Raw genomic sequence first — 20,851 nt, 5'->3', positions numbered from 1 at the left:
AATATATGAGTAAATACACCGAAGACGATTTAAAAGTCGAATTAGAAAACAAAGAATACGAATACGGATTTTATACAGAATTAGAGTCGGAAACTTTTCCTATTGGGTTAAATGAAGATATCGTTCGTGCAATTTCTTTAAAGAAAGAGGAGCCAGAATGGATGACGGAATGGCGACTTGAAGCTTTTAAAGTTTGGAAAGAAATGATTGAACCAGAATGGGCTAATGTTCATTATACAAAGCCTGACTTTCAATCGATTGCTTATTATTCGGCTCCAAAAAAATCGGACCCTAATAAAACGCTTGATGATGTTGATTCTGAGCTTTTAGAAATGTATAAAAAGTTAGGTATTTCAATTGATGAACAAAAGAAAATGAATAATATAGCAATGGATATTGTTGTAGATTCAGTTTCAGTTGCAACTACTTTTAAGAAAACATTAGCAGAAAAGGGGATCATTTTCTGCCCAATTTCTGAAGCGATAAAAGAACATCCAGAATTAGTAAAGAAATACTTAGGTACAATTGTGCCGATTAAAGATAATTTTTATGCTGCATTAAATTCGGCTGTTTTTTCAGATGGTAGTTTTTGTTATATTCCAAAAGGAGTGAGATGTCCAATGGAGCTTTCGACTTATTTTAGAATTAATCAAGGAGGTACAGGACAGTTTGAAAGAACATTAGTGATTGCAGATGAAGGAAGTTATGTTTCTTACTTAGAAGGTTGTACAGCTCCAAGTCGAGATGAAAACCAATTGCATGCTGCTGTTGTTGAATTAATTGCTTTGGATGATGCAGAAATAAAATATTCGACAGTTCAAAACTGGTTTCCTGGAAATAAAGAAGGTAAAGGTGGGGTTTACAATTTTGTAACTAAAAGAGGTTTGTGTGAGAAAAACGCAAAGATATCTTGGACACAAGTTGAAACTGGTTCTGCAGTTACTTGGAAGTATCCATCTTGTATTTTAAAAGGTGATAATTCTATTGGTGAGTTCTATTCTATTGCAGTTACTAATAATTATCAACAAGCAGATACAGGAACAAAGATGATTCACTTGGGTAAAAATACTAGATCTACCATTATTTCAAAAGGAATATCTGCTGGAAAATCTCAAAATAGTTATAGAGGATTGGTACAAATTAATTCTAGAGCTGAAAACGCACGTAACTTTTCTCAATGTGATAGTTTGTTAATGGGTAATGAATGTGGAGCGCATACTTTTCCATACATAGAAAGTAAAAATACGACTGCAAAAATTGAACACGAAGCAACAACTTCAAAAATTGGTGAAGACCAAGTGTTTTATTGTAATCAACGTGGAATTCCTACAGAAAAAGCTATTGCATTAATTGTGAATGGATTTAGTAAGGAAGTGTTGAATAAATTACCAATGGAATTTGCGGTGGAAGCTCAAAAACTATTAGAAATTTCATTAGAAGGAAGTGTTGGTTAAATCTAAATGAGTCTTAATACCTTAAACGGTTTAAAATAAAGAATAAAATGTTATCAATTAAAAATTTACATGCTTCAGTTGAAGATAAAGAAATATTAAAAGGAATTAATCTTGAAGTAAAAGCAGGAGAAGTTCATGCTATAATGGGACCAAACGGAGCTGGAAAGTCAACACTTTCTTCAATTATAGCAGGAAATGAAAACTATGAAGTATCTCAAGGTGAAATCTTCTTAGATAATGAAGAAATTTCTGAATTAGCTCCAGAAGAAAGAGCACATAAAGGAATATTCTTGTCGTTTCAGTACCCTGTTGAAATCCCTGGAGTTTCAGTTACTAACTTCATTAAAACAGCAATCAACGAAAGTAGAAAAGCAAAAGGTTTAGAAGATATGCCTGCAAATGAAATGTTGAAAAAAATTCGTGAAAAATCGGAACTACTTGAAATGGACAAAAAATTTCTTTCTCGTTCATTAAATCAAGGTTTTTCTGGGGGTGAAAAGAAAAGAAATGAAATTTTTCAAATGGCAATGCTAGAGCCAAAGATCGCTATTCTTGATGAAACAGATTCAGGTTTAGATATTGATGCACTTCGTATCGTTGCAAACGGTGTTAATAAATTAAAGAGTAAAGACAATGCGGTAGTAGTAATTACACACTACCAACGTTTGTTAGAATATATCGTTCCAGATTTTGTACATGTATTAATGGACGGTAAAATTGTTAAATCTGGTACAGCCGCTTTAGCTTTAGAATTAGAGGAAAAAGGATATGATTGGATTAAAGCTGAAATCCAGTAAGCAATCTTAGAATTCAGTATAAATGCTGTAAACTATAAATTGCAAACTGTAAACTTAAAACAATGGATTTAAAAGATAAATTACTTTCGTCATACATTGCATTAGAAGAGAAATTTGATAACGACTCTACTTTGCATGAAGTACGAAATCAAGCAATAAAAAACTTCGAAACAAAAGGGTTTCCTACTAAAAAAGAGGAAACATGGAAATATACATCATTAAACTCAATATTGAAAAATGATTTTTCTGTTTTTCCAAAGCATGAAAATGCAATTGAATTTCCTGCTGTTAAAAAATATTTTCTTCACGAAGTTGACACTTATAAGTTGGTGTTTATAGATGGTAAATTCAGTTCGTTTTTATCTTCAACCACACACGAAGGAATAGATGTATGTTTACTTTCTTCAGTATTAACTAAGCCAAAATATAGATTAGTTTTAGAAACCTATTTTAATCAGGTTGCAAAAAAAGATGATAGTCTAACTTCTCTAAATACTGCTTTTGCTCAAGAAGGAGCATTCATAAATATACCTAAGAGTAAAGTTGCAGATAAGCCAATTGAGATAATATATTTTTCTACGGGAACTGAAGACGCTATGATGGTTCAGCCAAGGAATTTAATCGTAGTTGGTGAAAATGCTCACGTTCAGATTATTGAGCGCCATCAAAGTTTGAATGAAAACCCTGTGTTAACAAACTCTGTAACAGAAATATTTGCTCAGAAAAGAGCTAATGTAGATTATTATAAAATTCAAAATGACGTTCAAACAGCTAATTTGATTGATAATACTTATATTTCTCAAAAGCAAGAAAGCAGAGTTTCTGTGCATACTTTCTCTTTTGGAGGAAATATCACGAGAAACAATTTAAATTTCTATCATTTTGGGGAACGTATCGATTCTACACTGAAAGGTATTACAATCATTGGAGATAAGCAACATGTGGATCATTTTACATTGGTTCATCATTCGCAACCAAATTGTGAAAGTCATCAGGATTATAAAGGAATTTTTGGAGACAACTCTACAGGAGTCTTTAATGGTAAAATATATGTTGAGAAAGAAGCACAAAAAACAAATGCATTTCAGCAAAATAATAACATTCTAATTAGTGAAAAAGCGACTATAAATGCTAAACCACAACTAGAAATTTTTGCAGACGACGTTAAGTGTTCGCATGGTTGTACTATTGGTCAATTAGATGAAAGCGCAATGTTTTATATGCAACAACGTGGAATTCCTAAAAAAGAAGCACGTGCCTTGTTGATGTATGCTTTTTCAAACGAAGTTATATCGAGCATTAAAATACCAGAATTAAAACAGAGAATTACAAAAATAATAGCTACGAAGTTAGGTGTGAAAATGGGTTTTGATTTGTAAAAATATAATGTATTTAATTTATAATAAAAGCCACAATGTGTGGCTTTTGTTTTGATTTTAAACTATTTAATAAGTGATGATTTTGAACAGGTGTCTTTTAGTAGTATGCTTTTTTTTAAGTTTTGAGTATGTTTTCAGTCAATCTTTTAGTGAATCTTTCTTAGATGACACTATGTATTATGAGGGAGATATTGCTGGGACTGCTTCGTTCTTAGTAAAGGAAGAAGACGGAACAAATAGTTTTGTTAATCTTGGTGGTATTAATATTAGAAGTGGAATAGGGTTACATGATCCAGATGAAATTTTCTTCCTTGGAATTAATTCAGGAGCTGATATTAATTATAGATCTGAAATATTTATTCTTCCAGTTTATTTGAATGCAAAAATGGGATTTGATATTTTTGATTCTAATAAAATAATGATTTCTTTTGGTTATGGAAGAAGCTTTCAAATCGGGCATGAACATCTAAGTGGCTATTTTAAGAAATATTCTATTGGATATGGTGTCTATACTGAAAAAGAAAATTTTCAGAGTATTTTTCTTGAAGTCAATAACTATGGTTTTGATTTTCCTAATTCGATTCGTGGAATAACCTTAAATTTAGGTTTGAACTATACATTTATGTAATTATTAGTTTTAAATATTATTTATTAAAATTGTCAAGTTATTTTGTGTTGTATTTTATAACCATTTTAACCTTTATTTATTCCAATTTTAAATAATCAAGTTGTAAATTTGTAGCCAAATTGATTTACAATGTTTGATATTCAAAAAGTAAGAGCAGATTTTCCAATTTTATCTCAAAAAGTAAACGGAAAACCACTAGTATATTTCGATAATGGAGCTACTTCTCAAAAACCGCAGATAGTAATTGATGCTATTGTTGATTATTATTCCAAATACAACGCTAATATTCATCGTGGTGTACATACATTAAGCCAATTAGCAACAGATGCTTATGAAGAAGCGCGTTTGAAGATTCAAAAGCATTTTAATGCAAAGCAGAACTATGAAATTATTTTAACTTCTGGAACTACAGAAAGCATTAATTTAGTAGCTAATGGTTTTGCATCAATTTTACAAAAAAATGACGAGATTATTGTTTCTGCATTAGAACATCATAGTAATATTGTGCCTTGGCAAATGCTTTGTGAGCAAACAGGAGCAATTTTGAAAGTAATTCCTATGGATATTCATGGGGAGTTAATAATGTCTGAATATGATAAATTACTTTCAGATAAAACGAAATTGGTTTTTTGTAATCATATATCGAATGCATTAGGTACTTTAAATCCAATAGGATATATAATTAAAAAAGCACATGAAGTGGGTGCAGCAGTTTTAATTGATGGAGCGCAAGCTTGTCCACATCTAAAACCAGATGTACAAGCTTTAGATGTCGATTTTTACGTTACTTCTGCGCATAAAATGTGTGGGCCAACAGGTGTAGGGATGTTATATGGTAAAGAAGAATGGTTGCGAAAATTGCCTCCTTACAAAGGTGGAGGTGAAATGATTGCAACAGTAACTTTTGAAAAAACTACCTATGCAGATTTGCCTCATAAATTTGAAGCAGGAACACCAAATATTTGTGGAGGAATTGCTTTTGGAGCTGCAGTAGATTATATGAATGCAATTGGTTTTGACGGTATAGCAAAGCAAGAAAAAGAATTATTAGAGTATGGAACTAAAAGACTTCAGGAAATAGATAATTTAACAATCTATGGTCCAGAAGATTTAAATAGAAAAGCCTCAGTAATATCTTTTAATGTTGATGGTATTCATCCGTATGATATTGGCACGATTATAGATAAATTAGGAATAGCTGTACGAACAGGACATCATTGTGCACAGCCAATTATGGATTTCTTCAAAATTCCTGGGACAATAAGAGCAAGTTTTGCTTTTTATAATACCAAAGAAGAAATTGATATATTTGTAGAAGCTGTTAAAAAAGCTATAACAATGTTGTCATAAATAACACTATGAAATCGCCACTAACAAAATGTTTGTTGCAAACAAATAGAATTCACTGAACTCAAATTAAAATGTATTTAGTGAAGTAAACACAAAAGATTAAAAGCGATACCATATGTTACAAATAAAAACAAATTATAAACATATGAAATTAATTACCATTTTATCGACATTATTAATTACGCTTACTAGTTGTAATTGCCAAAAGAAAGCAACTGATGCAGGTTTAGTTGGAGAAAAATCTAAAAATACTATTGTTTCTGAAAAACCAAGTGCTATGACCGAAAATCAAGATTTGCCATTAATTGTTTATGAATCTTCATCTAGAGGATACTTTAGAATGATAACAATTGAAGGAAGAAGGATTTATGTGCAAAGTGCAAGAGCTGCAAAACCTGTTTTTTGGGAATTAAAACCAGAAGATTATAAAGCAATTGAAAATGATTATAAAGCAATTAATGTAACAGAGTTACCTAGCTTAAAAGCACCTTCTGAAAAACGTTTTTATGACGGAGCACCCATTGCAAATTTAAAAGTTACGATAGGTGAAGATGTTTTTTTAACGCCTGAATTTGATGGAGGAACCCCACCAGTACATATTGAAAAGTTAGTTAATACTCTTTTGAGAATTGCAGAAAAATTAAATTAAAAAATGAAAATACAAGCCATACAAGAAGAAATTATTGATGAATTCTCCATGTTTGACGATTGGATGGAGCGTTATGAATATATTATTGAATTAGGTAAGACACTTCCATTGATAGATGAAAATCACAAAACGGAAGATAATATTATAAAAGGTTGTCAGTCTAAAGTTTGGGTCAATGGAGAAATGATTGAAGATAAAATTGTATTTACTGCAGATAGTGATGCAATTCTAACAAAGGGAATTATTGCAATACTCATACGTACTTTCTCTAATCAATCTCCTCAAGATATTTTAGATGCTAATACCGATTTTATTGATGAAATAGGATTAAAAGAACATCTATCGCCAACGAGAGCCAACGGATTGGTTTCAATGATTAAAAAGATTAAAATGTATGCTTTAGCTTTCCAAGCAAAGCAGTAAATTAAAATAATAAGATATTGCAATAGGCAAAACAAGAAAAATAATAATGGAAGAATTTAAAGATGAGATAAACTTAGGGGAAAATGTTGTAAAGGTTTTAAAAAGTATTTATGATCCTGAAATCCCTGTTGATATTTACGAGTTAGGACTAATATATGATGTAATGATTAATGAAGATAATGATGTTAAAATCTTAATGACATTAACTTCTCCTAATTGCCCAGTAGCAGAATCGTTACCAATGGAAGTAGAAGAGAAAGTAAGATCGATCGATGAGGTGAAATCTTGTGAAGTTGAAATTACTTTTGACCCACCATGGAGTAAAGATTTAATGAGTGAAGAGGCTAAACTAGAATTAGGAATGCTTTAAAAAAAAATATTCAGTGTTCGGTTTTTAGTAGGTTTCACTACGATGTACTGAGCACTGAATATTGAATATTAAAAAATGGTACGTTTTCAACCGAAATCACTAAACGACAAACAAAAAATAGGTTTAAAGGATACTTTTAAATCTCTTTTTTTTATTCCTAGATTCTTTAAAGAGATTTGGAAAACGAATAAAAAATTATTTCTTGTTTCTGCCTTTTGTAGAATAATAGCAGCTTTGTTACCTGTTGTTATACTTTGGATAGGAAAAATAATAATTGACGAAATCATTCGCATTACAACAACATCCCAAACTGATTTTGATTATTTGTGGAAGTTTGTTTTTATTGAGTTTATACTTATAATTCTTTCTGATTTAGTAAGCAGAGCTATTTCTTTAACTGATGGTGTTCTTGGAGATCAATATAACATTCAAACATCAATTCAAATCATTGAAAAAACAAATGAAATAGATATTAGTCTTCTTGAAAATTCTGAATTTTATGATAAACTAGAAAGAGCGAGAACGCAAACCATGGGCAGAGTCGACTTAATGTCGAATGTATTAGGGCAAGCTCAAACGACAATATCTATAATTACTTTGGTTATTGGTTTGATCTATTTTGAACCCTATTTAATCATTTTATTAGTATTAAGTATTATTCCATCCTTTATTAATGAAATTCGTTTTAGTCAACAACAATATTCTTTAGCAAGGAGTTGGACATCAGAACGAAGAGAGTTAGATTATCTAAGATATATAGGTGCAAACGACAAAACAGCTAAAGAGATAAAACTTTTCGGTTTAACCGATTTTATTGTAGAACGTTTTGGTAATCTTGCTAATAAATACTTTAATCTAAATAAAAAATTAGTAATTAAACGTTCAGCCTATGGTTTTTTGTTTAACCTCTTAGGGTCTATTAGTTATTATGCGGCCTATGTTTTTATAATTTACCGAGTTTTATCTGGTGTAATTACATTAGGGGAATTAACTTTTCTATCGGGTAGTTTTAATAGATTAATGAAGAGTTTACAAGATTTCTTTTCTAGGTTTACGAGAATATCTGAAAGTGCTTTATATCTAAAGGATTATTTTGATTTTATAGATATTCCTTGTGAATCAAAAGTGAAAGAGGATATTCCATTGCCTACTAAAATTCAAATTGGTTTTGAATTTAAGAATGTCTACTTTGCTTATCCAGAATCGGAACAACAAATACTTAAAGATGTTAATTTTACTATTAAAGCAGGTGAGAAAATAGCTTTCGTTGGACAAAATGGTGCAGGAAAAACAACTTTAACAAAATTATTACTTCGTTTTTATGAACCTACTTCTGGCGAAATTCTACTTGAAGGAATAAACATTAATAAATATAATAAAAAAGAGTACCAAGCCTATTTTGGTGTTTTGTTTCAAGATTTCTTTCGTTACGAATTTACAGTCAAAGAAAATATAGCAATTGGTAAGATAGATGAAGTTAATAATCAAGTTCGTATTGAAAAGGCTGCGCAATTAAGTTTAGCAGATGAGGTCGTTTCAGAACTTACTTTAGGTTATGAACAGCAACTTGGAAAACGCTTTGTAAAAGGCCAAGAATTATCAGGCGGTCAATGGCAAAAAATTGCATTGGCTAGAGCTTATATGAAAAATGCTGAGGTAATGATTTTAGACGAACCAACCTCTGCATTAGACGCAAAAGCTGAAAGTGAGGTTTTTGAGCGTTTTATACATTTAATTGAAAACAAAACAAGTGTTATAATTTCTCATAGGTTTAGTACAGTTCGTCAGGCAGATAGAATTATAGTTTTAGCCGATGGTAAGATTTTAGAAGCAGGAACACATCAAGAGTTGATGAATAATAAAAGTTTATATGCTGAATTATTTACGCTTCAAGCTGAAGGATATCAATAAAAGAAATTATGGAAAAAGAAATTATAAATAAAGTTGCAAATAGTAAGTTAGAAGTTTTTGATTTGGAAGATTATTTTCCAAAAGAGGAAATTGTATCATTAGATATCTCTCAGTGGCTTTATGAGGGTTTCATTTTGAGAGAAAAAGATTTTAGAGAAAACTTGAAAGCTTTCGATTGGAGTCAGTTTTCAGGTAAAGGAGTAACCCTTTTTTGTAGTACAGATGCAATTCTGCCTGCTTGGACGTTTGCATTAATTACATCTTATTTATTTCCCTATGCAAAGCAAATCGTACATGGAAATAAATTGAACTATTTGTTGGTTCATTATACTAGTGCTTTGAGTTTAATTGATTTTTCGGTCTACCAAGGTATACCGCTAATTTTAAAAGGATGTTCTAAAAAAGATGTTCCTCAAGAGATTTATACATTAGCAATTCAGAAAATTTGCCCATTTGCAAAGAGTATTATGTTTGGAGAAGCATGTTCGGCAGTTCCGTTGTTTAAAGCAAAATAGCCTTTTATCGATAAAAAACAACAATTAATCGATATTTATTGTGTTGTTTGTCTACTATTAAATGATAATTGTTTAGATAATACTAACTTTGTGTTATAAAAAAATAAACGATTACGAATGAAAAAAGCTTTATTATTAGTACTGGTATTTGTTGCTGCAAATAGCTTTGCGCAAAAAACAGAAGGAGAATTAATTAATGTTACTGCAGAAGCTGCAAAAAAAGCAGTAGACACAACTTATTCTGGATGGAAAACGACAGGAAACTTTGTTTTCCTTTTTAATCAGTCTGCATTTAATAATGAATGGTTAGGTGGTGGGACTTCTAACATTGCTGGAAATGCTGGATTAAATTATGATTTTAATTATAAAACTTCAGATTTAATTTGGGATAATAAATTTATTGCTTCTTATGGTTTAACTAAGATTAAAGGACAAGAAACTACAAAGTCAGACGACCGTATAGAATTTACTTCATTAGTAGGTAAGAAAGCGAAAGGATATTGGTTTTATTCAGCTTTTTTAAATTTTAAAACTCAAATGGATGTTGGTTTTAAAAAAGTGACTAATGATAATGGAACACCTGCAGTTTTAACAGATGATTTTGATCAAAGAGTAACCATTTCTCATTTTTTCTCTCCTGCCTATCTTCAAGCAGGTCCAGGCTTATTATGGAAAAAAAGTGATAATTTGAAATTTAATTTCGCTCCTGCAACATCACGTTTGATTTTTGTTCATAAGCATTTTACAGAATTCGGATCAGCTTTTGGGGTAGAACAAGGAAAAAGTTCTCGTTTCGAATTTGGTGCTGCTGTAAACGGGTATTATAAGTTTAATATAATGGAGAATGTTTCTATGGAAAACATTTTGAATCTTTATTCTAATTATTTAGATAAACCACAAAATGTAGATATAGATTATCAAATGAATTTAGTGATGAAAATTAATAAATACATTTCTACTAATATTGCTTTTCAAGCTATTTACGATGATAATGCAATTGGAGCATTTCAAATTAGAGAAGTATTTGGTTTAGGATTTAATTACGGATTTTAATCTAATGATTTATTTATATAAAAAAGACCTCAAATTTTGAGGTCTTTTTTATTATTCCGTATCTAATGCTTCGTTATATTCTGGATATAAGAATTTGTTATATGGGAATCGCGTAATGTGAATTTCTCTCACGGCTTCATATACTTTTTCTCTAAACTCCTCAAAGTTTAATTTGTCAGTTGCTGAAATAAATAAGGCATTATCTTCGCCCATTTTACTCATCCAAGTTTGTTTCCATTCATCAAGAGTATAATGTTTCGATTCTTTTTCAATTTCTAAATTTTCTACATCAAAATAAACAGGATTGAATGCGTCAATTTTATTAAAAACCATGATAATTGGTTTATTGTCACTCTTTATCTCTTTAAGAATATCATTAACAGATGCAATATGGTCTTCAAATTCAGGATGAGAAATATCTACTACATGAAGTAATAAATCAGCCTCTCTAACTTCGTCTAAGGTACTTTTAAAGGACTCAACCAATTGAGTTGGTAGTTTTCTAATAAAGCCCACTGTATCGCTTAAAAGAAAGGGTAAATTCCTAATTACAGTTTTTCTAACAGTAGTATCTAAAGTTGCAAATAATTTATTTTCAACAAAAACATCACTTTTCCCAACGGCATTCATTAAAGTCGATTTACCAACATTAGTATAACCAACTAGAGCAACTCGAACCATTGCTCCACGATTTCCACGTTGCACAGACATTTGTTTGTCGATTGTTTTGATTTTTTCTTTTAATAACGAAATTCGATCTCTAACAATACGTCTGTCTGTTTCAATTTCTGTTTCTCCAGGGCCACGCATTCCAATTCCTCCACGTTGACGTTCAAGATGTGTCCACATACCTGTAAGCCTTGGAAGTAAATACTGACATTGTGCTAATTCAACCTGTGTTCTAGCATATGAAGTTTGAGCACGTTGGGCAAAAATATCTAGAATTAAATTGGTTCGGTCTAAAACTTTACAATCTAATTCTTTTGTTATATTTTTTAATTGAGACGGTGTTAATTCGTCATCAAAAATTACTGTTTTAACATCGTTATCTTTAATGTAGTAATTAATTTCTTCTAGCTTTCCAGTACCTACAAATGTTTTAGGATTTGGTTTGTCCATTTTTTGAGAAAAACGTTTCACGACTTCACCTCCAGCTGTGAAAGTAAGGAATTCTAGTTCATCTAGATATTCTCTTAATTTTTCTTCACTTTGGTTTTGCGTGACAATACCAACAATGGCAGTTTTTTCAAATTGATGTTCTATTTTTTCTAACATAGTCTTTCTTTATCATTACAAAGGTAAGATTAATATTGAATAAAAAAGGTTGTCTAATTTTAGACAACCTTTTTTATTCAATATTAATCAAATATTTAATTAATAACAATATCATCAATTTGCATTGTTGTTGTTGGTCCTGTCGAACCGTTTCCAACATATTCAAAGATGAAATATCCGTTTCCAGTTAAAGAAACTGGAATGTTGTAAGTACCACTATTAATAAAATTTGCTCCATAACCTGAAGTATTTCCAGATGAAATAGTGAAACTTGAAGTTATATCTACAAGAGTTGCTGTTGAAATTTGATTTCCAGGAACGTAGTTTGTAGAATAATAAACTTTTAAAACATTTCCATTATTATAGCCGTCTTTTGTTTTGAATGAAAAAGTGTTTGCAGTAGTCATATTTACTGGAATAATAAATAAACCACGATTTGCCTCAGTGTTTCCACCTCCAAAAGAAGACATTTGGATGTATTTGTTTCCGCTAAATGTTTTTAGTTGCCAATATCTACTACCTACAGAAGCATCATTGATATATGCAGGGAAATCTTGTTGATTAGAAGCTGTGTAACTTGTAAAAGGTTCATTTAAAGTCCCGCCATATACAAGTGCATTACCTACTAATGGAGGGAAGAAATCGATTTCCATTCTTGCATTGTCTAACTTTACATCGTTTAATGTTCTTATCATAAATTGATAAGTGCTACCGAATTTTGTCATCACACCTCTTATTTTTCCACTTCCACTTGGGATGTTTGCACTTGCAAAAGAGGCAAAAGAGCTTACTCTTAATGTTGTAGTGTTTCCAAATTCATCAGTGATTTGATGATTTGTTCCTCCTCCAATAGTGAATACATCTGTGTCGTAATAGTTTTGATCTATAGATGCATCAGTAAACTGAACGTTATCAAACTCAATTAATTTATTTAAGTTTTGATTTTGTTGTGCTTGAGTAATAGTAATATTATTTAGAATATCGTCTTCATCTACTTTGTCACATGAACGAATAATAATGTTTTGATATTCTACGCCAGAAATTCTACCAACTCCGCCTTCATAATCGGAACCGATTACAGTACTATTATTTTGGGTGTTGTAAAATCTGTTTTTTAAATTTATGAAAACCTTTCTTCCTGGTTCATATTTTGTAAATAGATTGTAATTATCAACGGGCATACTAAAACCAGTAGTACCATCTAAGGATACAAAAGAAATAGATTTATAGAAGTTTCCACCTTCATCACTTGAAGTAACATAAGCTTCAATGATATCGTCGTTTGTATATTCTGTTGCAGAACTAGTTGCTGTTGTTGTAACGCTTTGGACAGTAACATTAGCGATTAGTGAAGTACAGTCTTCAGCAGGAGCACTATAATCATCGTCATTTACACAACTAAATAAAGTTGCAAAAATTGCAGTTGTTAAAATTATTTTTTTCATAGTATTTTTAATTTTCATTATATAATAAAATATTATCTACTTGGAATGCACCATCTAAAGCAGTATTTGTTCCTGAACCTTTAAATTTAAAGGCAATATGAATATTTCCATTTGTTGACGGTAATGCAACTGTGGATTTTACAAATTGATACCAAGAAATTGTTGAATTTGGGATGTTAGCATTTACGGCTGTCCAAGTAGCTGCTAATACGTTTGTTCCATCATAATCAGTTGAAATTAATACTTCTAAAGAATTATCTGGCGAATCTACATCTAGATGGTGTTGTGCTACACTAAATTTAAGAATTGGTGAAGAATACCCGTTTAAGTTAATAGCAGGAGAAACTAACCAAACTAAATTTGAAGCAGAACCAGAGCCAAAAGCACTAAATTCAGCATATCCATTACCTCCAAAAGTTTTTTCTCTCCATAACCAAGTTCCTTCTTCAGCAAAATTAGTCCAATCAGTTAGATCTAAGTTTGTGTTATTTGTTGCAGTTTCAAAATTTTCTTCGAAAAAGGGTACTCTAAGTTTTGGAATATCAAAATCATCATCGCTAACACAACCTGTTGTTAATACTATCGTTGATGTTAATATAAGTATGTTTTTTATAATTTTTTTCATAATATATTTTTTAGAAATTAATATAGAAGTTTACAAAATACGTTCTTCCATAACCATAAAAATATTTTGGTCCAAAGGCACGTGTTCCACTCGCATGATCTTGTTGAAGATCTGTAAATGTTGCTTTTCTTGATTGCTCAAAACCACCCGTTTTGTATTCTATATCAAGTAAGTTGTTGATAGATGCGAAAAAACCAAAAGTGTTTCTGTTTTTTGAACTTATTCTCCAAGATTTTCCTCCAATTAAGTTTAATAACATAAAAGAATCAAACTTTTCTTGTTTTAATAAATCTCTTACTGTTTCTTCATTGGCTCCAGGATATGAAATTCCAGTTGCAGGGTCAATAGTAAAATTATTAGTTCTTACAATGCTTGAAACGTCTAAATAGCTATCTGAAAGATAATTTACATTCGCCCCAACCCACCAATAATGAGGGTCTCTATATTCTAAACCAAAAGAGTAAGCTTGTTGAGGCATACCTGGTTGATGATAATCTTTCAAGTAAGCCGTTCCGAAATCTCTAATAGAGTTAAGTCCTAAAGCGGCTCTACCATCATCATTAGTTAATAATTTAGCGTTATCTGAGTAAATATATTGTCCGTATGAAGCAGCTACTGTTGCTTTAATTGTCGAGGTTATTTGATACTCAAGACCTAATTCGGCTCCTAAAGATTGTTTGTCTAAATCTGTAACGATTTCACTAATAAAAGAATCATCAGCAGATCCAGTACTTGCGTCTACTTCTCCAATTCCTTCTCCGTAGAAGAAAGATATTTCCGTTGCGTTTTTAATTTTATTATAAAAACCAGTAATTCTCGCTTTTAATTTTGGTGTTCTGATAATGTAGCTTAAGTCTGCACTTGTAATCGCTTCACTTTCAAGATTAGGAGTAAAGTTGTTGTTTAGACGTGCATTAGAAAATGAATTTCTTAAGTTTGGAGCAGCAGTCATGTACATTGCATTAAAGTCTACTAGATGACGACCATTGATTTTGTATGTCATACCACCTTTAAAACCAAAGTTTTCAAAAACTTTAGAGTTACTGTCTCCAAAAGAATTATTAGCATAGATGCCATTTCTATATAAACCTTCTCTTTTGTATTCTGATCTAGAGAAAGATTGTGCTAAATAGAAATCAATTTTGTCGTAAGCAAATTTAAATTGTGTAAATCCATCAAAAGTTGTTGCGAAAAGATTATAGTTATATCCATAAGTATCACCTTCTTTCACTTGTCTGTTTGGATTGTTTAAGTCAGATTGAATTGCATTACCTGTAAAAAATGGGTCAATATCTAAGAAGTAATCACCGCCTAATAAATCTAAAAGATTTTGATGATTATGAGATTTTAACCTTTTAAAGTTTACAGCTGCATTCATTGTGATGTTGTCAGATAAACTAGTATTTAAGACAGTATTTGCGCTCCATAACTTGTCATCTGTTCTATCTTCATATAAAACGTAAAGACTCTTTCCTTGGTCAGCACTATTTTGGTTAGCAGTATAAATACTTGTCCAATTAATTTGATTATTCGCCAGAAAATAGCTTTCTGCAATGCTCGCTTGTGCATAATTTGGTGTCCAAACACCATCATTATTGTGAGTGTTTAAATAATAACTTGGTAAGTTTCTATAATAGGTCGGATCAGGATTGTTAGCCGTTTGGTTGTCAATTCTTGTGTTTCCTATTGTTCCAATTTGGTAAGCAACATTAGTATTTAATGAAGTGTTTTCATTTATTTTCCAATAATGAGATAACATATTGATTGGTTCTGCAATGTCTTTATCTCTAGAGTTGCGTTTTTTACCATCTTGCCACCCCCAATAAGAGTTGTATTTTACTCCCATTAAATCAGTAACTTCCTGAGTGTTAGGAGAGCTTTTTCCTCTACTGTTTTGTGCGTAAATAGAAGTAAAATTGATACTATGTTTATCGTTGATTTTTTTCTCAACACTTGCAAATAATGAATTTGCACCATAATCTGTTCCGTCAAAATAACCTTCTTGAGCCCATCTTCTTGATCCAGATACTACAAATGCCCATCCGTTTTTGTTTAAACCAGAAGCATGTGTTCCCATTGCTCTCCAGCTATAATTGGTATTTGTACTTGACATAGTAATTCTGTTACCAGGTCTGTAGAAAGAAGCTCTTGTGTTAATTTCTTGAGTTCCAAGCGCACCACCAAATGTGTAATCTGAAGCGGTTGATCCCATCGAGAATTCTTGATTACGAGTTGCGTCATTCAATCCTCCCCAGTTGCTCCATTGTGGTCTACCGTCATAAATTTTGTTCATAGAAATACCATTTATCATAGTTTTTCCATAAGCATTATCCAATCCACGTATTCTAAATCTAGCTTGACCCCAATTGAAAGCTGCTGCTTGTTGATAGGTGTCTCTTGAAGATTGTAATAATCCAGAAGTGCTTTCTGAACCAGAGTTATCGTCACCTAAATCATTTTCTGTTATTGTAACTAAACTTAATTGTAATTCTGTTGTTATATCTTCTTCTAGGCTAATAACTCCTAAATCTAGAGTTTCACCTTCTGTAGGCTCTAATATAAATGTCTTGGTTTTGAATCCAGTGGAACTTATTAAAAGGACAGGTTCTCCAGAAGGTAGTATTTGAAAGAAAAAATTCCCTTCAAAATCGGTTGTTACAGATTGATTCGTGCTTTGAATAGTTGCAACAACATTTTGAAGTGGTTTTTGATTCTTTGAGTCAATGACTTTACCTTTCAGCGCTGGGTTTTGTTGTGCATGCATAGCAAACCCAAATAGACACAATAAGGCACTGAGTAAAAATTTTTTCATAAATTTAATTAAAATTATTAATTATCTTAACGTTAAGATTTAAAACTTAACAGCCTGCAAATGTACAAATTTTAATAATATTATATACCTTTGGCACCCGTTTTGTAATAAACTTGATAATAACATAACATTTCATTTTATGAAAACTAAACAATTATTAGCCATTTTTTTTGTGATTTTTGTAATAAATCACTCATTTGCTCAAGAAAAAAAATTTAAGATTCACACTGTTGCTTTTTATAACTTTGAGAATCTATTTGACACAATTAATGATCCTAACACTTATGATGAAGAATATACTCCCACAAATGGTTGGACGTATAAGAATTATAGAAAGAAGTTAGATAATTTATCCAGAGTAATTATTGAGATTGGAACAGACGAAAACCCTTCCAATTCTCCTGTAGTCATTGGTGCATGTGAGATTGAAAACAGACAAGTTTTAGAGGACTTGGTAAAGCATCCTAAATTGATTGACAAAGGGTATAAGATCATCCACTTTGATTCACCAGATAAAAGAGGGATTGATGTAGCTTTGTTGTATCAAGAAAAATATTTTACTCCAGTAAGTTATACGAATGTGCCATTGTATATATATAAAGATGCAGAAAGAAATAATAAAAAGGAGAAAGAGGAGACTGAAGAAGTTACAGATGATAATTTAGAAGTTGATAATAATACGAAGAGAATCTATACAAGAGATCAATTGCTTGTAACGGGCTACTTAGATGGAGAGGAAATAAGTTTTATTGTAAATCACTGGCCGTCTCGTTCAGGTGGAGAGAAGAAAAGTAGTCCAAATCGTGAAGCTGCTGGGGCATTGAATAGAACAATTATTGATTCCTTATATAAAATAAATCCAAAAGCTAAAATTATTACAATGGGAGATTTGAATGATGACCCTACTAATAAGAGTGTTAAAAAAGGAATTAAGGCTATTGGAAAAAAGGAAGATGTAAAAGAATTTGGAATGTATAATCCAATGGAGAAAATGCACAAACAAGGTATCGGAACTTTAGGTTATAGAGATTCATGGAATATTTTTGATCAGATGATCGTTTCAGAACCTTTACTAGGTACTAATTATGCTTCTTGGAAATATTGGAAAGCTCAGGTATTTAAGAAGCCTTATTTGATTCAGAATGAAGGACGTTGGAAAGGATATCCAAAAAGAAATTCAAATGGTGTTCCAGGTTATAGTGATCACCTTCCTGTTTATCTTTATTTGATTAAGCAAGTAAATTAAGAAAAGTACTTTGTAATAAAAAAAGGTTAGTTAATAATTGATAATTATGGCTAACCTTTTCTTTTTTTATTAATTTTATGGTTTAAATTTTTTTATAATGAGTATACAGAAACCTTTTAATTTGACTAAGTGGATTGAAAACAACAGACATTTGTTAAAACCACCTGTTGCCAATAAAAATTTATATATAGATTCTGGAGATTATATTGTAATGATTGTTGGTGGACCTAACTCTAGAAAAGACTACCATTATAATGAGACGGAAGAATTATTCTATCAATTAGAAGGTGAGATTGAAATATATATTCAAGATGAAGGAAAAAAAGAAACTATGACGCTTAAAGCTGGAGATATGTACCTTCATCCTGCTAAAATTCCGCATTCACCAAATAGAACAGAAGGGTCAATTGGTCTAGTGATTGAGAGAAAACGAAAAGGATTGCCTGGAAAAGACGGCTTATTATGGTTTTGTGATAATTGTAATCATAAATTACATGAAGTTTATTTTGAATTACATGATATTGAAAAAGACTTCTTAGAACATTTTAAAGATTTTTATTTGTCTGAAGAAAAAAGAACATGTGAAAAATGCAACACAGTTATGAAAGTAGATCCAAAATTCCTTTAATTAACTATCAATTTGTCAAAAGGAGATAATTAAAATCAATTTCATACATTTGTATAAATATAACAAAAACACTAAAAAAAGTTACAATGTCAACAATAGCACAACAATTCGGAATGGTTGAAGCACTAGAAAAACTAGGAGTAAAAGCCATTAACGAGGGAACCTCAACAGGAAACGAATGGTTTTCAAACGGAGAAATCATTGAAAGTTATTCACCAGTTGATGGTCAATTAATAGGAAAAGTAAAAACAACTACTGCAGCAGATTACGAAAAAGTAATGCAAGCTACAACTTCTGCTTTTAAAACATTTAGAGCAATTCCAGCTCCACAAAGAGGAGAAATTGTTCGTCAATTTGGAAACAAATTGAGAGAATTAAAAGAACCGTTAGGGAAATTGGTTTCTTACGAAATGGGTAAATCTTTACAAGAAGGATATGGCGAAGTTCAAGAGATGATCGATATCTGTGATTTCGCAGTTGGATTATCTCGTCAATTGAATGGACAAACAATTCCTTCTGAGCGTCCCGGTCACGTAATGAGAGAGCAATGGCATTCTATTGGTGTTGTTGGTATTATTTCTGCTTTCAACTTTCCAGTTGCAGTTTGGGCTTGGAACACTGCTTTAGCTTGGATTTGTGGAGATGTTTGTGTATGGAAAGGTTCTGAAAAAGCACCTTTATGTACAATTGCTTGTCAAAATATTATTGCTGGGGTTTTAAAAGAAAATAATTTACCTGAAGGCATTTCTTGTATCATTAATGGTGATTATACGGTTGGTGAAATGATGACTAACGACACAAGAATTCCATTAATATCTGCTACAGGTTCAACAAGAATGGGAAGAATCGTTGGAGCAAAAGTTGCAGAGCGTTTCGGGAAATCTTTATTAGAATTAGGTGGAAATAATGCTATTATTATTACTCCAACTGCAGATTTAAAAGTTGTTGTGCCAGGAGCTGTATTTGGAGCTGTAGGAACTGCGGGGCAAAGATGTACATCTACAAGACGTTTAATCATTCACGAATCAGTTTACGATAAAGTAAGAGATGCAATTGTTGGTGCTTACGGGCAGTTAACAATTGGAAATCCATTAGATCAAAGAAATCATATTGGACCACTTATTGATAAAGATTCTGTAAATACTTATTTAGCAGCTATTGAATCAGCTAAAGCTGAAGGTGGAAAAGTGTTAGTTGAAGGTGGAGTTCTTTCTGGTGAAGGATATGAATCTGGATGTTACGTGAAGCCTGCTATTATTGAAGCTGAAAATCATTTCAAAATAGTACAGCATGAAACATTTGCGCCAGTTTTATATTTAATGAAGTATAGTGGTGATGTTGAAAATGCTATTGAAGTTCAAAATGGTGTTGCTCAAGGATTATCTTCTGCAATTATGACAAACGAAATGAAAGAAGCTGAGAAGTTCTTATCATTCGCTGGTTCTGACTGTGGAATTGCTAACGTAAATATTGGTACTTCAGGTGCTGAAATTGGTGGAGCGTTTGGTGGTGAGAAAGAAACTGGTGGTGGACGTGAGTCTGGGTCAGATGCTTGGAAAGTATATATGAGAAGACAAACTAATACTGTTAACTACTCAGATGAATTACCTTTAGCGCAAGGAATTAAATTTGATTTGTAGTTTTTTAGAATTGAATATAAATATAAAACCCTGCTATTTGCAGGGTTTTTATTTGGAATATTTTTCACAAAATTTTATTTTGTCTTCTTAACATATTGTGTCAAAATATAAATATTTTGGTTTTCAACTCTACCCTCAATAAGATTTGCATCGTCCCAAACTAATTTAATATTGTGAACAGCTGCGCCACGTTTTGCAGTGAATGTAGCTCCTTTAACATCTAAATCTTTAATTAATACAACAGAGTCTCCGTCTTGTAAAATTACACCGTTACTGTCTTTGTGAATAATTTTGTTTTCATCTTCTTCTTCTCCTTCTCCAGTAGCTTTTGCCCACTCTAAAGTTTCTTCATCAAAATACATCATATCTAGCATGTCGTGATTTTTTAAACGTGCATGCATTCTCCATGAAACAACTTGTACTGGTAGGTTTTCATTCCACATACTATCATTTAAACAATGCCAGTGAGAAGGGTCTGTTTTTTCGGGATTTTCAATTTGATCGATACATGTTGAGCATGCTAAGATCGATTGATCTAAACTTTCTTCTGTGTTTGGAGCGACATTAAAAACTAATAAATCATGTTCATTACCACATAATTCGCATTTTGAGTCACTTCTATCTTTTAACTTTTTTTCTATTACACTCATT

Annotated in this window: 19 protein-coding genes; 14 read left to right on the top strand and 5 right to left on the bottom strand. The window is 31.4% G+C overall.

Going from position 1 to position 20,851, the window contains the following annotated elements:
- The first annotated feature begins 5 nt into the window (after positions 1-5).
- The 11 genes from sufB to L2Z92_RS05765 all read left to right on the top strand — a co-directional run bounded on the left by sufB (position 6) and on the right by L2Z92_RS05765 (position 10,529).
- Complete coding sequence (sufB, locus tag L2Z92_RS05815) at positions 6-1,454, top strand: Fe-S cluster assembly protein SufB (protein ID WP_236457894.1); 1,449 nt, start codon at positions 6-8, stop codon at positions 1,452-1,454.
- Positions 1,455-1,501: 47 nt separating this feature from the next.
- Positions 1,502-2,251, top strand: coding sequence for a Fe-S cluster assembly ATPase SufC (gene sufC / locus L2Z92_RS05810; protein ID WP_236457893.1), 750 nt, complete (start codon positions 1,502-1,504; stop codon positions 2,249-2,251).
- A gap of 62 nt (positions 2,252-2,313) precedes the next feature.
- Positions 2,314-3,630 carry a Fe-S cluster assembly protein SufD gene (gene sufD, locus L2Z92_RS05805; protein ID WP_236457892.1) on the top strand — a complete coding sequence of 439 codons (1,317 nt, stop codon included), beginning with the start codon at positions 2,314-2,316 and terminating at the stop codon, positions 3,628-3,630.
- A gap of 82 nt (positions 3,631-3,712) precedes the next feature.
- The gene (locus L2Z92_RS05800) at positions 3,713-4,258 is read left to right on the top strand and encodes a hypothetical protein (RefSeq protein WP_236457891.1); all 546 of its coding nucleotides are present in this window, start codon (positions 3,713-3,715) and stop codon (positions 4,256-4,258) included.
- Between the two features lie 129 nt (positions 4,259-4,387).
- Positions 4,388-5,608, top strand: a complete 1,221-nt coding sequence (locus L2Z92_RS05795; RefSeq protein ID WP_236457890.1) for an aminotransferase class V-fold PLP-dependent enzyme — start codon at positions 4,388-4,390, stop codon at positions 5,606-5,608.
- Between the two features lie 145 nt (positions 5,609-5,753).
- Positions 5,754-6,257: a hypothetical protein gene (locus L2Z92_RS05790; protein WP_236457889.1), complete on the top strand. Its 504-nt coding sequence runs from the start codon at positions 5,754-5,756 to the stop codon at positions 6,255-6,257.
- 3 nt (positions 6,258-6,260) lie between these two features.
- Entirely contained in the window at positions 6,261-6,680 is a 420-nt protein-coding gene (locus L2Z92_RS05785; protein ID WP_236457888.1) for a SufE family protein, read from the top strand.
- A gap of 46 nt (positions 6,681-6,726) precedes the next feature.
- Positions 6,727-7,050, top strand: coding sequence for an SUF system Fe-S cluster assembly protein (locus L2Z92_RS05780; RefSeq protein WP_236457887.1), 324 nt, complete (start codon positions 6,727-6,729; stop codon positions 7,048-7,050).
- Positions 7,051-7,125: 75 nt separating this feature from the next.
- Positions 7,126-8,961, top strand: a complete 1,836-nt coding sequence (locus L2Z92_RS05775; protein WP_236457886.1) for an ABC transporter ATP-binding protein — start codon at positions 7,126-7,128, stop codon at positions 8,959-8,961.
- Positions 8,962-8,969: 8 nt separating this feature from the next.
- Positions 8,970-9,476, top strand: coding sequence for a DUF2480 family protein (locus tag L2Z92_RS05770; RefSeq protein ID WP_236457885.1), 507 nt, complete (start codon positions 8,970-8,972; stop codon positions 9,474-9,476).
- A gap of 117 nt (positions 9,477-9,593) precedes the next feature.
- Positions 9,594-10,529, top strand: a complete 936-nt coding sequence (locus tag L2Z92_RS05765) for a DUF3078 domain-containing protein (protein WP_236457884.1) — start codon at positions 9,594-9,596, stop codon at positions 10,527-10,529.
- 51 nt (positions 10,530-10,580) lie between these two features.
- Here L2Z92_RS05765 and hflX read toward each other — a convergent pair whose 3' ends face one another.
- From hflX to L2Z92_RS05745, 4 genes are all read right to left on the bottom strand, one after another.
- Complete coding sequence (gene hflX, locus L2Z92_RS05760) at positions 10,581-11,804, bottom strand: GTPase HflX (RefSeq protein WP_236457883.1); 1,224 nt, start codon at positions 11,802-11,804, stop codon at positions 10,581-10,583.
- Positions 11,805-11,899: 95 nt separating this feature from the next.
- Positions 11,900-13,249, bottom strand: coding sequence for a DUF5689 domain-containing protein (locus tag L2Z92_RS05755; RefSeq protein WP_236457882.1), 1,350 nt, complete (start codon positions 13,247-13,249; stop codon positions 11,900-11,902).
- Positions 13,250-13,256: 7 nt separating this feature from the next.
- The gene (locus L2Z92_RS05750) at positions 13,257-13,874 is read right to left on the bottom strand and encodes a choice-of-anchor J domain-containing protein (protein ID WP_236457881.1); all 618 of its coding nucleotides are present in this window, start codon (positions 13,872-13,874) and stop codon (positions 13,257-13,259) included.
- Between the two features lie 10 nt (positions 13,875-13,884).
- Positions 13,885-16,686, bottom strand: coding sequence for a TonB-dependent receptor (locus L2Z92_RS05745; RefSeq protein ID WP_236457880.1), 2,802 nt, complete (start codon positions 16,684-16,686; stop codon positions 13,885-13,887).
- Positions 16,687-16,825: 139 nt separating this feature from the next.
- Here L2Z92_RS05745 and L2Z92_RS05740 point away from each other — a divergent pair, with 139 nt between their 5' ends.
- The 3 genes from L2Z92_RS05740 to amaB all read left to right on the top strand — a co-directional run bounded on the left by L2Z92_RS05740 (position 16,826) and on the right by amaB (position 20,200).
- The gene (locus L2Z92_RS05740) at positions 16,826-17,932 is read left to right on the top strand and encodes an endonuclease/exonuclease/phosphatase family protein (RefSeq protein WP_236457879.1); all 1,107 of its coding nucleotides are present in this window, start codon (positions 16,826-16,828) and stop codon (positions 17,930-17,932) included.
- A gap of 97 nt (positions 17,933-18,029) precedes the next feature.
- Positions 18,030-18,560 carry a 3-hydroxyanthranilate 3,4-dioxygenase gene (locus tag L2Z92_RS05735; RefSeq protein WP_236457878.1) on the top strand — a complete coding sequence of 177 codons (531 nt, stop codon included), beginning with the start codon at positions 18,030-18,032 and terminating at the stop codon, positions 18,558-18,560.
- A gap of 86 nt (positions 18,561-18,646) precedes the next feature.
- A complete protein-coding gene (gene amaB / locus L2Z92_RS05730) occupies positions 18,647-20,200 on the top strand; it encodes an L-piperidine-6-carboxylate dehydrogenase (RefSeq protein ID WP_236457877.1) in 1,554 nt (517 codons plus the stop codon).
- A 74-nt stretch (positions 20,201-20,274) separates the two neighbouring features.
- Here the strand turns inward: amaB and L2Z92_RS05725 are convergent, their stop codons facing one another.
- The gene (locus L2Z92_RS05725; protein WP_236457876.1) at positions 20,275-20,850 is read right to left on the bottom strand and encodes a PhnA domain-containing protein; all 576 of its coding nucleotides are present in this window, start codon (positions 20,848-20,850) and stop codon (positions 20,275-20,277) included.
- Between the last annotated feature and the right edge of the window lies 1 nt (position 20,851).

It is taken from the genome of Flavobacterium jumunjinense, from assembly GCF_021650975.2.
In the GTDB taxonomy this organism is placed as follows: domain Bacteria; phylum Bacteroidota; class Bacteroidia; order Flavobacteriales; family Flavobacteriaceae; genus Flavobacterium; species Flavobacterium jumunjinense.
This window is presented reverse-complemented; position numbering and strand designations above follow the sequence as displayed.